The sequence below is a fragment of the Janthinobacterium sp. NFX145 genome, from assembly GCF_049810325.1.
Classification (GTDB): domain Bacteria; phylum Pseudomonadota; class Gammaproteobacteria; order Burkholderiales; family Burkholderiaceae_D; genus Janthinobacterium; species Janthinobacterium rivuli.
In genome coordinates this window covers 3,731,520-3,745,226 of the sequence record NZ_CP187360.1, presented here as the reverse complement: position 1 = coordinate 3,745,226, position 13,707 = coordinate 3,731,520, and the positions used below count along the sequence as shown (strand labels likewise).

The 13,707-nt window shown below is 62.9% G+C and carries 13 protein-coding genes; 6 read left to right on the top strand and 7 right to left on the bottom strand.

What is annotated here, in order from left to right; translation table 11 throughout:
• Complete coding sequence (locus ACPJXG_RS16690) at nt 1-663, bottom strand: thiol:disulfide interchange protein DsbA/DsbL (protein WP_425251726.1); 663 nt, start codon at nt 661-663, stop codon at nt 1-3.
• 198 nt (nt 664-861) lie between these two features.
• On the opposite strand from ACPJXG_RS16690, the gene ACPJXG_RS16685 reads away from it, so the two are divergent.
• The gene (locus ACPJXG_RS16685; RefSeq protein ID WP_425251725.1) at nt 862-2,781 is read left to right on the top strand and encodes a methyl-accepting chemotaxis protein; all 1,920 of its coding nucleotides are present in this window, start codon (nt 862-864) and stop codon (nt 2,779-2,781) included.
• Between the two features lie 6 nt (nt 2,782-2,787).
• Here the strand turns inward: ACPJXG_RS16685 and ACPJXG_RS16680 are convergent, their stop codons facing one another.
• The gene (locus ACPJXG_RS16680) at nt 2,788-3,687 is read right to left on the bottom strand and encodes a LysR family transcriptional regulator (RefSeq protein WP_425251724.1); all 900 of its coding nucleotides are present in this window, start codon (nt 3,685-3,687) and stop codon (nt 2,788-2,790) included.
• A 109-nt stretch (nt 3,688-3,796) separates the two neighbouring features.
• On the opposite strand from ACPJXG_RS16680, the gene ACPJXG_RS16675 reads away from it, so the two are divergent.
• A complete protein-coding gene (locus tag ACPJXG_RS16675) occupies nt 3,797-4,729 on the top strand; it encodes a DMT family transporter (protein ID WP_425251723.1) in 933 nt (310 codons plus the stop codon).
• Here the strand turns inward: ACPJXG_RS16675 and ACPJXG_RS16670 are convergent, their stop codons facing one another.
• Nucleotides 4,730-5,608, bottom strand: coding sequence for a serine hydrolase (locus tag ACPJXG_RS16670; RefSeq protein WP_035826880.1), 879 nt, complete (start codon nt 5,606-5,608; stop codon nt 4,730-4,732).
• 416 nt (nt 5,609-6,024) lie between these two features.
• Here ACPJXG_RS16670 and ACPJXG_RS16665 point away from each other — a divergent pair, with 416 nt between their 5' ends.
• Entirely contained in the window at nt 6,025-7,269 is a 1,245-nt protein-coding gene (locus tag ACPJXG_RS16665) for a sensor histidine kinase (protein ID WP_425251722.1), read from the top strand.
• A complete protein-coding gene (locus ACPJXG_RS16660; protein WP_219310514.1) occupies nt 7,266-8,015 on the top strand; it encodes a LytR/AlgR family response regulator transcription factor in 750 nt (249 codons plus the stop codon). The genes ACPJXG_RS16665 and ACPJXG_RS16660 overlap by 4 nt, the downstream gene beginning before the upstream one ends.
• Before the next feature lie 21 nt (nt 8,016-8,036).
• Here ACPJXG_RS16660 and ACPJXG_RS16655 read toward each other — a convergent pair whose 3' ends face one another.
• Together ACPJXG_RS16655 and ACPJXG_RS16650 are read right to left on the bottom strand one after the other, a co-directional pair.
• A complete protein-coding gene (locus ACPJXG_RS16655; RefSeq protein WP_034757699.1) occupies nt 8,037-8,255 on the bottom strand; it encodes a TOBE domain-containing protein in 219 nt (72 codons plus the stop codon).
• Nucleotides 8,256-8,380: 125 nt separating this feature from the next.
• Nucleotides 8,381-9,658, bottom strand: a complete 1,278-nt coding sequence (locus ACPJXG_RS16650) for a hypothetical protein (protein ID WP_425251721.1) — start codon at nt 9,656-9,658, stop codon at nt 8,381-8,383.
• 55 nt (nt 9,659-9,713) lie between these two features.
• On the opposite strand from ACPJXG_RS16650, the gene ACPJXG_RS16645 reads away from it, so the two are divergent.
• A complete protein-coding gene (locus ACPJXG_RS16645) occupies nt 9,714-10,859 on the top strand; it encodes a helix-turn-helix transcriptional regulator (protein ID WP_425251720.1) in 1,146 nt (381 codons plus the stop codon).
• Nucleotides 10,860-10,902: 43 nt separating this feature from the next.
• On the opposite strand, the gene ACPJXG_RS16640 is transcribed toward ACPJXG_RS16645, so the two are convergent.
• Nucleotides 10,903-11,958, bottom strand: coding sequence for a sulfate ABC transporter substrate-binding protein (locus tag ACPJXG_RS16640; RefSeq protein WP_425251719.1), 1,056 nt, complete (start codon nt 11,956-11,958; stop codon nt 10,903-10,905).
• Between the two features lie 301 nt (nt 11,959-12,259).
• Here ACPJXG_RS16640 and ACPJXG_RS16635 point away from each other — a divergent pair, with 301 nt between their 5' ends.
• Nucleotides 12,260-12,790 carry a GNAT family N-acetyltransferase gene (locus ACPJXG_RS16635; RefSeq protein ID WP_099402317.1) on the top strand — a complete coding sequence of 177 codons (531 nt, stop codon included), beginning with the start codon at nt 12,260-12,262 and terminating at the stop codon, nt 12,788-12,790.
• Nucleotides 12,791-12,855: 65 nt separating this feature from the next.
• Here the strand turns inward: ACPJXG_RS16635 and ACPJXG_RS16630 are convergent, their stop codons facing one another.
• Nucleotides 12,856-13,680: a class II glutamine amidotransferase gene (locus ACPJXG_RS16630; protein ID WP_176388746.1), complete on the bottom strand. Its 825-nt coding sequence runs from the start codon at nt 13,678-13,680 to the stop codon at nt 12,856-12,858.
• Between the last annotated feature and the right edge of the window lie 27 nt (nt 13,681-13,707).

Here is a 13,707-nt window from a genome sequence, read left to right as displayed (position 1 = left end):
TTACTTCGCCAGCTTCGCCTTGGCCACCAGCGCCTGCACCACTTGCAGGGTCGCCTGATCGACGCCCTGGCGCGGCAAGGCCGGGTTGGCGCCGGCCACCATCGATGGATTGGTTAAATAGCGCCCGCCCACGATCAGGGTGGGCGTGCTGTCGACCTGGTAGCTGGCGGCCAGTCGCGGCAGGTTTTTCAGCCTGGTTTGCACGCCAAACGACTGGTAGGCGCCTTCGAAGGTAGCCTTGTCCAGGCCATTTTTCAGCGCCCAGTCGAGGTTATCCTTGTCGCTGGCCAGGCGCTTGCGTTCTACATGCCAGGTATGCATGACTTGCGCGTGCAGCGCTTCTTCCTTCTTCAACGCTTCCAGGGTCAGGAACAGATGCGCTTCCGGATCATTTGCCGGCGTGTGCGGCAAATGGATGCGGCGGAACGACACCGTGGCGGCATTGTCCTTGACCCAGCGCGCCAGGCTCGGCTCCAGCGCGTTGCAGGCAGGGCAGTGGTACATGAAAAATTCGATCACTTCCACCTTGCCCGGCGCCGTTTGCACGGGCTGCGGCGTGGCCAGCACCAGGTAGTCGGCGCCCTGCACGGGTGCTTGCGGCGAGGCGAAGGCGTTGGCGGCGGTGAAGCTGGCGCAGGCAAGGATGAGGTGGTGCAAACGCATGGCGGCTCCTTTGAAAAGATTGACTATGAGGCAATCGTTGTAGAGCGTCAACGGTTGATGGTGTTGCTTCGATGTAATAAACGTTAATTATTCCAAATATTGAATGATAATGTTCCGATTTTTGTGTGAGAATGGTGGCGAGTGTGCGTGGCAAGGCTGCTGCTTCACACCATAAAAATCACTACAAGGGAGTACACCATGTTTTCATCGTTGCGCACGCGTCTGGTGCTCATTTGCGTGGCCATCGTCGTATTGTCCATGCTGGCCCTGTCGGTCGCCAATTACGTCACCACGCGCAGCAGCATGCTGGCGTCGTCGGACCAGCAGATGCAGCAGTTGCTGCAAAGCCAGTCGGCCGTGCTGGCGCAATGGGTCGATGGCAAGAAAAAGGTCATGGCGTCCGTCGTCATGTCGGCCGAGACGCCCGATCCGCTGCGCGCCTTCCAGATCGCGGAAAAGGCCGGCGATTTCGCGGAAGTGTTCATCGGCTACGCGGACAAGCGTTCCGTGTTTACCCATCCGGGGCGCCCGGCCGATTTCGATCCCACGGCGCGCGCCTGGTACACGGACACCGTCAAGGCGGGCGTGCCGATGCTCACGCCGCCGTACGTGGACGCGGCCAGCCACAAACTCGTGGTGTCGTTCACGGCGCCCGTCGGGCCGAAAGAGGCATTGGTGGGTGTGGCGGGCGCGGACGTGCTGCTCGATACGGTGATCGCCAACGTGGTGGCGATCAAGCCGACGCCGCACAGCTTTGCCTTCCTCGTCGACCAGAGCGGCACCATCATCGCCCATGCGAACAAGGACCTGAGCCTGCAGCCGGTGGCGAAACTCGATGCGGCGCTGTCGGCCGCGCAGGTCAACCGCCTGGAAAGCGCGCGCACCAGCGAGGCCGTGCGACTCAATGACCGCGACGGCAAGCTGTACGTCACGCGCGTGGCGGGCACCGACTGGCTGCTGGCCGTGGTGCTGGATCAGCAGGAAGCCATGCAAGCTTTGCAGACGATGCTGACGACGGCCACCGTCACGGCCGCGCTGTTGACGGGGCTGGCGGCGCTGCTGCTGTCGCTGCTGGTGTTCAGGATGCTCAAGCGCCTGGAACTGGTGCGCGACGCGCTCGACGATATCGCCTCGGGCGAAGGTGATCTGACTCTCCGCCTCGACGCTTCCGGCGTGGATGAACTGGCGCAGATCGCCGGCGCCTTCAACCGCTTCATCGACAAGATCGCCGCCGTGCTCGTGAAAATCCGCACGGCCAGCGAATCGGTGAAAGTCTCGTCGTCGGAAATCGCCGCCGGCAACCAGGACCTGTCGTCGCGCACGGAACAGCAAGCCAGCTCGCTGGAAGAAACGGCCGCCTCGATGGAGGAGCTGACCAGCACCGTCAAGCAGAACGCCGACAATGCGCGCCAGGCGAATCAGATGGCGCAATCGGCGTCCGGCGTGGCCAGCAAGGGCGGGCAAGTGGTGGCGCAGGTGGTCGATACCATGGCCTCGATCAACGACTCGTCGAAGAAGATCGTCGACATCATCAGCGTCATCGACGGCATCGCCTTCCAGACGAATATCCTCGCCCTCAATGCGGCCGTGGAAGCGGCGCGCGCGGGCGAGCAGGGACGCGGCTTTGCCGTGGTGGCAACAGAGGTGCGCAGCCTGGCGCAACGCTCCGCTGGCGCAGCGAAGGAAATCAAGCTGCTGATCGACGATTCGGTGGGCAAGGTCGATTCTGGCGCGCGCCTCGTCGACGAGGCTGGCGCGACGATGCAGGAAATCGTCGACAGCGTGCGCCGCGTTACCGACATCATGGGCGAGATCACGGCCGCCAGCGCCGAGCAAAGCTCGGGCATCGAGCAGGTGAACCAGGCGATTGCGCAGATGGACCAGGTGACGCAGCAGAACGCGGCCCTGGTGGAAGAGGCGGCCGCCGCGGCGGAAAGCCTGCAAGACCAGGCCAGCACCCTGGCGCAGGTGGTGGGCGTGTTCAAGCTCGATGAGGGGCAGGCGCCGGCGCCTGTCAAACCGGTGCTGCGCGCACCTGCCGCGCCGCGCCTCGCCAACAGTCCGGCAAGGACGGCTGCCGTCAAGCCGGAGCGCGGCGAGGAGTGGGAGACGTTTTAAGCGCGGCTAGGCGCGCCGTGGCGCCAGGGTCGGCGCCATCTGTTTCGCCACCTCGAAAAAAGCGTTGGTAGCCGGCGTGTTCTGGCGCCGGTCGCGCACGGCCAGGCCCACCTTGCGGCTGACGGGCGGGTTTAACGGCAGGGCGACCAGCTCCGGATACTGCTCGCGCAGGCGCTGCGGCAGGGCCAGTTCGGCGACGATGGACAGGCCGTCGCCGCGGCTGACCATATCGAGGATGGTGATCACCTGGCTGATGCGGTAAGGCACGTTCGGCTGCAGGCCCGCGTTGGCGAACAGCGGTTCGATCAGGCAGGCGCAGCCCGCCTCGGACATGATGAACGGCCCGTCGCACAGCTGCGCCAGGGTGATGGCCGTTTCGCTGGCCAGCGCATGGCTGCGCGGCACCAGCGCCATCATCTGGTCTTCCACCAGCGGCGCAGTATCGAAACGCTCGTCGGGCAGCACGACGAAGCCGACGTCGACTCTGCGTTCGCGTATCCACTGCACCACTTCATGGTCGGCGCCTTCGTCGATGCGCAGGTCGATGCCGGGATAGCGCAGGCGGAATTGCGCCGTGATGGCCGGCAGTAGATTCAGCGACGACGTCGGACCGAAGGAGCCGATGCGCAGGGTGCCCTGGCGCTGGCCCAGCACGTCGGCCGCCTCCTGGCGCATGGCTTCCGACAAGCCGAGGATTTCGCGCGCACGCACCAGCAGCTGGCGGCCCACGTCGGTCAGCTCGGCCGAGGCCTGGTGGCGCACGATCAGGTCCACGCCCATCTCCTTTTCCAGCGCTTTCAAGGCATGCGAGACGGCCGACTGGCTGATGCCCAGTTGCGCGGCGGCGGCGGAAAAGCCGTGCAGTTCGGCCACCAGGGTAAAAATTTCCAGTTGCGTGAAGGTCATGCTGTGGCTTTCCTGTGCTATGAGTATTTACTCATTATTTCATGAGTTGATATTAGTATTAATATATATCTGCAGCGTCCGCTGTACAAGCGATATCATAGGACTTTCCATGCGCACTACCGCCATCCCTTCCGCCGCCTTGCCTTCCGTGCAATCGCCGCTCGTTTACCTCAAACTGATTTTCGTCGCCCTGTTCTGGGGCGGTACCTTTATCGCGGGCCGCGTGCTGGCGCAGCAGATGCCGCCGATGACGGCGGCCAGCGGACGTTTCGGCGTCGCTGTGCTCTTGCTGCTCGTGCTGGCGTGGAAACTGGAAGGCGGCTTGCCGCGCCTGGACCGCAAGCAGCTGATGACGACGGCCGCGCTGGGCCTGACGGGCATCTTTCTGTACAACCTGTGTTTCCTGGCGGCCCTGTCGCGCATGCCGGCCGGGCGCACGGCCCTGTTCGTGGCCTTGAACCCCATCGTCACGGCGCTGGCCTCGGCCTTCCTGTTCCGCGAACGGCTCGGCTCGTTCAAATGGCTGGGCATCATGCTGGCGTTTTGCGGCACGGCCATCGTCATCACGCGCGGCGACCTGGCCGGCGTGCTGCACGGGAATGGCGGCGGCATCGGCATGGGCGAGGTGTTCATGTTTTGCGGCATCTCCAGCTGGGCCGCCTACACCCTGATCGGCCGGGTGGCGCTGAAGGGCTTGAGCCCGATTGCCGCCACCACGTATGCATCGATGTGGGGCCTGGCCTTTTTGCTGGTGGGTGCGGCCGTGGAATTCCCGAACGTGCCATGGCACAGCTTTGGCTGGCAAGTGTGGGCCGCCATCGGCTATCTGGGCGTGTTCGGCACGGTGATCGGCTTTGTCTGGTATTACGAGGGCGTCAAAGCGCTGGGCCCGTCGCGCACTGCCGTGTTCAACAACCTCGTGCCCGTATTCGGCATCGTGCTGGCGGCAGTGCTGCTGGGCGAACCCGTGCTGGTTTCGATGCTGGTGGGCGGTGCGGTGACGATTGCCGGCGTCATCATGACCAACCGGCAAGCGAAATAGTTATTTGGCGCGGCGGCGCTTCGATGGTTTCGCCGGCGCCTTCTTGTGCCGGCTGACCGAGGCGCGCATCACTTTCGGCTCTTCGATGCCGTTCTCGGCCGCCAGCATGCGGCGGATGTTGACGGCGTCCATGGCGCGCACGGAATTGGCGCGCGCGTTGAGCAGGATCATGGTGGCGAACTTGCCGGCCGACTTGATGCGCATGATCAGGCAGCGGCCCGCTTCATTCGTGTAGCCCGTCTTCGACAGGCCGATATCCCAGCCCTTGGCGCCCACCAGGCGGTTCGTGTTGTGGTATTCCACATCGCGGCCCTTGATCTGGATCACGTCCTTCGAGTCCGTCGTGATGCGGCTGATTTCCGGGTAGCGCGAGGCGGCCACGGCCATCTTGACGAGGTCGGCCGCCGTCGACTGGTTGTTCGGCGACAGGCCCGTCGGCTCTTCGATCACGGTCTGGCGCATGCCGAGGGCCTTGATCTTGGCGTTGACGGCCACGGCAAACGCCGTCGGGCCGCCGGGGAAGGTGCGCGCCAGCGAGGCGGCGGCACGGTTGTCGGACGACATCAGCGCCAGTTGCAACACGTCGTGGCGGCTCAGGGTGGCGCCCACGGGTACGCGCGAGGTGCTGTGCTTCAAGGTGTCAACGTCTTCACGGTCGATGCTGATCTCTTCCTGCATGTTCGCCTTGGAATCGAGCACGACCATGGCCGTCATGAGTTTGGTCAGCGAGGCGATGGGTACCACCACGTTGGAATTTTTTTCAAGCAAGACTTTGCCTGTGCCGTCTTCGACCACCAGTATCGACTGGGAACCGAAGGGCACGGCGATGGCCGCTGTCGAAAGCGTCATCAGCACCGCGGCGAACATTTTTTTGAGCATGGGATTGTATGTGGGAAAGCAGTTTTGGGGCGCCATCGTGGGCGCTGCGCGCAAATCCGGAAACGGGCCGCGCGGGGACGCGGCGTGTATCTCGGGGGCAATATTTGCCAAGCTTAAACAATACCATTAAAGATCAAGCGATGTCTACGGTACAGGCCCGCGACAAGCGGCGTTGCGGCCAATTTGGCAAATAAATGAGGCTAATCTTGCCGTAGTGAAAATTGTTGCGCGATTATTGATTTCGTCTTGGAAACTTCGTATTATTTCAGCAATATTGGCAGCCATGGTCCGGCAGGCGCCGTGCGCTTCGTCGTTGATGCCTGCCGCTTCGTGCTTCGTCGCCCCGCGCTATGCCCTGCAACAAGGGCGCCGTAGACTGCGTTCATGCCTGATTGAGACGACAAGGAGAACGCAGCATGTGGAAAAAATTTGCCGGATGGTATCGCTGTTACGACGATGAAACCCTCAGGGTGCTTGCGCATCCGGACACGGCGGCCCAGGTCCCGCAGGGCTGGCGGCGCTGGGTGGCGTTGCGGCTCGTGACTTTGACGCCGATCGAGCGCCAGCAATTCCACGCCTTCATGCTCAAGTACCGGGGCGCCGGCTTTTACCTGGCGGCAGCCAGGCTGGTGCTGTTGTTCAGTATCGTCGGCGTCGTGCTGCATCTGCTGCTGCCCGACAAGGTGGGCTGGACCAAGGCCGTGGTGCTCAGCAATGTGTTGGGCCTGGCGATGGCCTGGGGCGTGCTGGGGGTCTGGTTCAATTACCGCAAGCTGGCGCAAAAGAAGTTCAAGACGCTGCTGTTGCTACTGCTGGTGCCGGCCCTGGGCGGTGTGGCGATCGGTGTGCTGCGCGCCATGCTGGAAGGTCATGCTTCCATCGGCGAGGCCATTGAGCGCGGCGCGCGTGTGGGCGGCTGGGCCGCGCTCACTGCCGGGCTGGTCTACATGGTGCCGATGACCATCGTCGTTCTGTGGCGCAACCGCCAGTACGAGGCGCTGGCCCTGCAGCTGCAGCAGGATGCCGAGCGCGACCGGCTGGCGCGCGAACTGAGCGAATCGCAGCTGCGCCTGCTGCGCGCGCAGATCGAACCGCATTTCCTGTTCAACACCCTGGGCGCCGTGCAGCAGCTGGCCGAGCAGGGCGCCAGCGGGGCGGCGCAGGCGGCCGCGCTGACGGCCAACCTGATCGCCTTCTTGCGCGCCAGCCTGGCCGAGATGCGCGCCGACCAGGTGCCCCTGCAAACGGAATTTGACGTCGTGCAAGCGTATCTGCAAGTGATGCAGGTACGCATGGGCGCGCGCCTGTCCTTCCGCCTCGGCTTGCCGCCCGGCCTGGCGCAGATACAGGTGCCCAGCATGATCTTGCTGACCCTGGTGGAAAACGCCATCAAGCATGGCATCGAGCCATCGCTGCGGGGTGGCGAGATCGTCGTCTCGGCCCTGCTCGATGCGGACGGCGCCATGCGCTTGCGCGTGCGGGATACCGGTGTGGGCCTGGGTGCCGCGAGTGCGCCCGGAGGCGGCCTGGGCCTGGAGAATGTGCGCCGCCGTCTGCAGCTGGCCGCGGCCGCTGCCAGCCTGCACGTGCAAAATGGCGAGGAGGAGGGCGTGCTCGCCGAGATCGTATTGCCGATGACTACCAAGGAACTTGCCGCATGAATACCACCATCTTGATCGCCGAAGACGAGCCCCTGATGCGCGAACGCCTGCAAACGATGCTGGCGCTGGCCTGGCCCGAGGCACGCATCGTGCTGGTGGCGGAAAACGGCAACGATGCTTGGGACGGTTTCCTCGAGCATGAGCCGGACGTGGTCTTCCTCGACATCCGCATGCCGGGCCTGTCGGGCCTGGAAGTGGCTGAGCGCATCGGCACCCGGGCGCACGTGGTGTTTGTCACCGCGTATGACCAGTATGCCGTCGACGCGTTCGACGCGGGCGCCGTCGACTATTTGTTGAAGCCCGTGCAGGCCGAACGCTTGCAGCGCGCGCTGGCCCGGCTGCGCGACAAACTCGGCGCCCAGCCGGCCGATATGGCCAATTTATTGCAATCGCTGCGCGCCGCCTTGCCGGCGCCGCCGCGCGAAAAACTGAAATGGATCAGGGCCAGCGTGGGCAAGCAGATCCGTTTGATCGACATCAACGACGTGCTGTTCTTCCAGGCCGACACCAAGTACACGCGCGTGGTGCTGGCCGGCTCGGAAGCGCTGGTGCGCACGCCGCTCAAGGATTTATTGGGCGGCCTCGATCCGGAACAGTTCTGGCAAATCCACCGTGGCACCATGGTCAACGTGAAAGCCATCGAAGCGGCCGAGCGCATCGACGCCGAACGCATGCAGGTGCTGCTGCGGGGCAGCACGGAAAAGCTGCCCGTCAGCCGCACGTTTACGTATCTGTTCCGCGATTAGCGTGCAAGGCAAACCGCGCGCTTACTGGATCTTGGCGATCGACACTTCCGTCGATTTCACCAGCGCGATGACTTCGCTGCCCACTTTCAGGTCCAGGTCCTTGATCGAGCGCGAAGTGATGACCGAGGTGACGATGCCGTGCGGCGTTTCCACGTCCACTTCCGAGACCACGGGCCCGAAGATGATTTCCTTGATCTTGCCGCGAAACTGGTTGCGTACATTCACTTCCGAGATAGCCATGATGTTTCCTTTATGCCCGTAATACGCCATGCGGCGCGACAAGGTCAGAGTACGGCGCGTGCGGAGTTTTGACCACGAATCGATGCGCATATCGATATGCGAAAGTGTTCCGATGCACGCTGTTTTCATTCCGTCATCATCAGTGTTTTTTGATCCGGGTTCTCCAGATTTTTTTTGATGGCTGCCTCGAATACCTTTGCGCACAGCGCCGTCGTGGCCTGAAATGGCGCGTCGCTGCGCTCCTGCCGCCGTTCTCGTATGGCACTCATGAAATTGATGCAGTTGTCGATCATGTGACCTTTCTCCAGCACGGCTTTCACGATCTCGACGCTGGCCCTGGCCAGATGGCGCGCCGTGGCGGGCGACACATTGCTGCGGCCTCGGCCGCCGCTGAACTGTGCCTTTCCCGCTGCCGATGCGCTGCTGTCGGCCAACGCCGCGTCGAGTTTTTTCTCAAGGGTATCTCTTTCGCTTGCTGCCTTGTCGACGGCCTGCTGGGCGGCGGCCAGGCGCGCATCGAGCTGGCTCAATTTCAGCTGTGCGGAACTTGCCGCATCCTGCAAGGTCTTAATTTCGGCCGCTGTTTTTTTGGGATCTGCCTTGGCTGCGTCCCGCAGAGCTTGTTGTGCCTGCTCGTTTGCGCTGGCTTGGGCAATGCGCGCATCGCGGACATCGTCGAGGTCGCCTTCGCGCTCGGCGAGGCGTTCTTCCGCCTTGTCAAGCTGCGCCTGGGTTGCCAGGACGCCGGCTGATGCGGTGGACTGGCCTTGTCCCGTCAATGCCGGCTGGCGCGCCACGACAGCACCCGTTAGCTGTTCGATGGCGAGCACGCCCATTGTCAGGTCTTGCGAGCGTTCCATCAGCAGCATGGTGTCGGCAGGGTTGATCGACTTGTTTTGCGCGTATTCGCAGATACGGAACAGGTGTTCGCGCATCAGGGTGATCGATTGCGAATGCAAGCCGACGCTGGCGGCATTGGCGCTCAGGGCGGTTGAAATGGAGGCGGCGTTCTGGCCACTGTTAACGCCGGCGCCGGCGGACGAAATATAGGCTTGCAGGGCATCCGGTGTTGGCTCCGCACAGGTATGTCCTTTGGCATTGGAGTACACGAGGCGCTGGGGGGCGTCCAGATGGATGGCCTTGCCATTGCCCGGCAGTTCCGTCGTGCGGTTGATGGTGTGCAGGTTGGCGCAGCCGGACAGCGCCAGCAGGAGGGAGGCGCTCGCGGCCATGCGCAAGGGTTTGTTGCCTGCGTGGATCAAGTGGAGAGTGCGGCGACCGGTATCGATTGAAGGCATGATGCTGCTCCTTGATGAGGACGAAGTTGCGGAAAACACTGGCGATGGCATGCGCAAGGCGACAGCCGTCGATGCCATGTTGCGTGCCGGAGCGTTGCCGCGCATCCTTCAAGTGAAGGATGTGGCACTGGTTTGCCGTTTTTTTTACAGGTAGGGAACGATGGACAAGGACGGCGCGGATGCCGTTATCGCCGCTTTTTACCGGGCGGCATTGGAGCCATTGCAGTGGAGCGTGGCCATGCGTGCGTTCGCCCTGCTGGCGGGCGGCGAAGTCGCTTGCTGTTTCCTGAAGGCGGAAACGGGCGCGGTGCCGTCGCGCGGCTATGTGACCGGGCTGGACCAGGGAGCCTGGGAGGACGGCTACCGGCGCTACTATCACGCGCTCGATCCCGGCTATGCGGTGCTCACGCGGGCGCCGCCCGGGCGCATGCATCTGATGCAGGAGTATTTCAGCGAGCAGGCCGTGGAGCGCAGCGAGTATTTCCAGGATTTCTATTTGCGCGCAGGCGTGCGCTATTCCTGCAGCGGCGTCGTGCGCGACAGCGGCGCGCTCACCATCCTGTCCGCGCACCGCGCCGCCGGCCAGGGGCCGTATGACGGGAACACGCGGAGCCAGCTGCAGCGCGTGCTCGACCATCTGCCGAATGTGTTTCGCCTGCGCGATACGGCGCAGCAAGCCCAGGCGCATGGCGCGCTGGCCTGGGAGGCGCTCGATGCCTTGCCGCGCGCCATCTTGCTGACCGACGCCTGCCTGCGGCTGGTTTTCCTGAATGTGGCGGCGCAGCGGCTGCTGGCCGCCACGTCGCCGCTCGCCTCCGTGATCACCATGCACGGCGGTAAGGTGGCTGTGCGCATGAGTCCCTTGCAACAGCAATTGGCGCAGCGCGTGCGGCAGGCCTGCGCGGGACTGGCGTGCCACCGTCCAGCTCCCTTGTATGCCAGCGATGAAGAAGGTCGTCCGGTGCTGGAAATTGGCATCCTGCCGCTGCCCTTGCGCATAGGCGAGGCGGACGGGGCTGGCGCCAGCCTGGCCATGCTGTCCTTGCGGCCGCTGTTCAGGGCAGGGCTGCGGCATTGGCCCGGCACGGCCGAGCGGCCATGCGGTTTGACGGGTGCGGAGTGGTCGCTGGCGCTGGCGCTGGCCGATGGCATGGAGCCTGCCGAGTACGCCTTGCGCCACGGCGTGCGGATCAGTACCGTGCGCAGCCAGATCCAGGCCATCCTGGCCAAGACAGGCACGCACCGCAGCAGCGAGATCGCCAGCCTGTTCAGTGCGCTTGAGTGGCACGCTGGCGCGCCGCCATGAAAAAAACCGGGACATGTCCCGGTTTTGAGCTGATGCGGCGAATTTACTTCTGATAAATCTTGTCGAACTCGCCGCCATCGTCAAAGTGTTTCTTTTGCGCCTGTTTCCAGCCGCCAAAGACGTCATCAATGCTAAACAGGGTGATCGGCTTGAAGCTGGCCGCGTATTTCTTGGCTATTGTTGCCGAACGGGGGCGCAAATAGTGCTTGGCGACCAGTTCCTGGCCTGCTTCCGAGTACAGGTATTGCAGGTAGGCCGTGGCTTCCTTGCGGACGCCCCGGCGGTCCACGACCTTGTCGACGACGGCCACCGGCGACTCGGCCAGGATCGAGATGCTTGGATATACCACTTCAAAGTTGTCGCCGAACTCGGCGCGCACCAGTTGCACTTCATTTTCAAACGTCACCAGTACATCGCCGATTTCACGCTGGGTGAAGGTGGTGGTGGCGCCGCGGCCGCCGCCATCGAGCACGGGCACGTTCTTGAACAGCTTGGTGACGAGCTCGCGCGCCTGCGCTTCGCTGCCGCCTTTTTTCACGGCATAGCCCCAGGCCGCCAGGTAGGTGTAGCGGCCGTTGCCCGAGGTTTTCGGGTTTGGCACGATGACCTTGATGCCGGGCTTGGCCAGGTCGTCCCAATCCTTGATGTGTTTCGGGTTGCCTTTGCGCACCAGGTACACCATGGTCGAGTAGAACGGCGCCGCATTGTTCGGGAATTTCTTGGCCCAGTCGGCCACCACGAGGCCGCGGTCGACGAGGATGTCGATGTCATTGGCCTGGTTCATCGTCACGACGGACGCTTCCAGGCCATCGGCGACGGAGCGCGCCTGCTTGCTGGAACCGCCGTGCGATTGCTTGATGGTAATCGTTTCGCCCGTTTTGGCTTTCCAATCAGCAATAAATGCCGGATTCACATCCTTGAACAGTTCGCGCATCACGTCGTAGGACGCGTTCAGCAAGACCACGGGTTCGGCGGCGCTGGCGGCCATCGGCAAGCTCATGGCGGCAGCGGAAGCGGCCAGGGCGCTGGCCAGGAACCAGCGGCGCGAGCGTTGGGTGAGCGCTGCTGCGGCAGTCGATACGGCGTTGGAATGGGTCATGTTGAACTCTTGTTGTGAGAATAGATAGACATAGTCTAAAATTCCGGCCGGAAAAGAAACGAATTTTTCGTAATATGCTTAGATTCGATTCCCGTTTGCGCTAAAAAACAGATATCGATTTCTGGAAACATTCGTGGGCAAGATGCGCATCAGCACTTAGTCTGCAGGCAGCGCGCCATAGGCAAAACCGGCCCGTGGCGTGCGGCAAAAAACCCGAAAGCGCCGCTTGGTGTATAGTCGAATCGCACGATACAGGGGTAGAACCGTCTGCATCGGCAACTGGAATATTTTGTGAGCGTACATGAGTCTTGAAATTCGTATTGCAACATCGACCGACGCTTTCGAGGCGTGCAACGTATTACGACGCTCCATCGTCGAATGCTGCAGCCTCGATCATCGGGACGATCCGGCCATCCTGGAAGCTTGGCTGGGCAATAAAACACCGCAGATGGTGGCGTGCTGGTTCGCGTCGCCCACCAATTTTTCGCTGGTCGCAGTCGAGGCGGGCGCCGTGGTCGGCGTCGGCTTGCTGACGCGCGCCGGCAAGCTGGCCCTGTGCTACCTGTTGCCCGAGGCGCAAGGCCGCGGCGCGGGCAAGGCGTTGGTCGAGCAACTGGAGGCGCAGGCGCGCGAGTGGGGCATCAAGGCCCTGCAACTGCACAGCACGGCCAGCAGCCAGGCCTTTTTCGTCAAGCAGGGGTATGTCGAGGCGGGCAATGTGCGGTCGCCATATGGCGTGGAAACGATTTTTTGCTGGAAACAGATTGATCCCGCGGGTATCGCCAGCGGTGACCCCAAGCGCAAACGCTTTTGCAACTGCAATTCGGCCTGACGGCTTTTTTGCACTTCAGCCCGCCCATCCGGCGGCGGGCCCTTTCCTCCATTTGAATATTCCCTTCAGTAACTGATCTGGATATACACGCCTGGTTGCATGCCTTGCGGCGCGGCATGGTTTGCCGGCATCAAAGTGCCGCCGGCAAACAGTTTCAGTTCTCCGGGTGCGAACGCCAGCCAATCCTCGTTTTGCGTCAGCGGATGCGTGGCGATGACGGCGATGCGGTCGTCCAGGTGGTTGTGCTGGCGAAAGTCGATGCTGCGCTCGCAGTCGATCAGTTGCGCCACGGAAAACGGGTATTCGCGTATCACGTAGTGCAAATGCGTGGAACAGTGGGCAAACAGCAGCTCGCCGTCCGACAGGATGAAATTGAAGGTGCCGTGCGCAGCGATTTCCGTGGCGACCTCGGCGATGGCGGCGCGCAAGGCGGCGCGCGCAGGTTCACCGAGGGGAAACTGCGTGCGCAAGGTGGCCAGCAGGTGGCAAAACGCCTGTTCGCTGTCCGTGTCGCCGCTGGCGCGGTAGTGCGCATTGGCGGGCGCGCGCCACGTTTTCAAGTCGCCATTGTGGGCGAACGACCAGGTCTTGCCCCACAGTTCGCGGGCGAACGGGTGAGTGTTTTCCGGGGCGATGCGGCCTTGGGTGGCCTTGCGGATGTGCGCGACGATGTTTTTCGCCTTCACGGGATGCCGCTGCACCGCGGCCGCCAGCGGCGAATCGATGGCAGCCAGGTGATCCGTCAGCAGGGTGCAGCCGCTACTGGAATGATAGGCGATGCCCCAGCCGTCGCGGTGCTCGTCCGTGCGTCCGCCCCGTTCGGCAAAGCCGGCAAAGGAAAATCCCAGCGCCGCGGGCTTGCTGCTGTTCATTGCGAGTAACTGGCACATGGCGGCCCTTCCTGATGGTATCGGTAC

Excerpts from the sequence above, each read along its gene's own strand:
- ACPJXG_RS16690 (WP_425251726.1), bottom strand. The coding sequence starts at position 663 with ATGCGTTTGCACCACCTCATCCTTGCCTGCGCCAGCTTCACCGCCGCC.
- ACPJXG_RS16635 (WP_099402317.1), top strand. The coding sequence starts at position 12,260 with ATGAGTCTTGAAATTCGTATTGCAACATCGACCGACGCTTTCGAGGCG.
- ACPJXG_RS16670 (WP_035826880.1), bottom strand. The coding sequence starts at position 5,608 with ATGCTCAAAAAAATGTTCGCCGCGGTGCTGATGACGCTTTCGACAGCG.
- ACPJXG_RS16675 (WP_425251723.1), top strand. The coding sequence starts at position 3,797 with ATGCGCACTACCGCCATCCCTTCCGCCGCCTTGCCTTCCGTGCAATCG.
- ACPJXG_RS16640 (WP_425251719.1), bottom strand. The coding sequence starts at position 11,958 with ATGACCCATTCCAACGCCGTATCGACTGCCGCAGCAGCGCTCACCCAA.
- ACPJXG_RS16645 (WP_425251720.1), top strand. The coding sequence starts at position 9,714 with ATGGACAAGGACGGCGCGGATGCCGTTATCGCCGCTTTTTACCGGGCG.
- ACPJXG_RS16650 (WP_425251721.1), bottom strand. The coding sequence starts at position 9,658 with ATGCGCGGCAACGCTCCGGCACGCAACATGGCATCGACGGCTGTCGCC.
- ACPJXG_RS16665 (WP_425251722.1), top strand. The coding sequence starts at position 6,025 with ATGTGGAAAAAATTTGCCGGATGGTATCGCTGTTACGACGATGAAACC.
- ACPJXG_RS16655 (WP_034757699.1), bottom strand. The coding sequence starts at position 8,255 with ATGGCTATCTCGGAAGTGAATGTACGCAACCAGTTTCGCGGCAAGATC.
- ACPJXG_RS16685 (WP_425251725.1), top strand. The coding sequence starts at position 862 with ATGTTTTCATCGTTGCGCACGCGTCTGGTGCTCATTTGCGTGGCCATC.
- ACPJXG_RS16660 (WP_219310514.1), top strand. The coding sequence starts at position 7,266 with ATGAATACCACCATCTTGATCGCCGAAGACGAGCCCCTGATGCGCGAA.
- ACPJXG_RS16630 (WP_176388746.1), bottom strand. The coding sequence starts at position 13,680 with ATGTGCCAGTTACTCGCAATGAACAGCAGCAAGCCCGCGGCGCTGGGA.
- ACPJXG_RS16680 (WP_425251724.1), bottom strand. The coding sequence starts at position 3,687 with ATGACCTTCACGCAACTGGAAATTTTTACCCTGGTGGCCGAACTGCAC.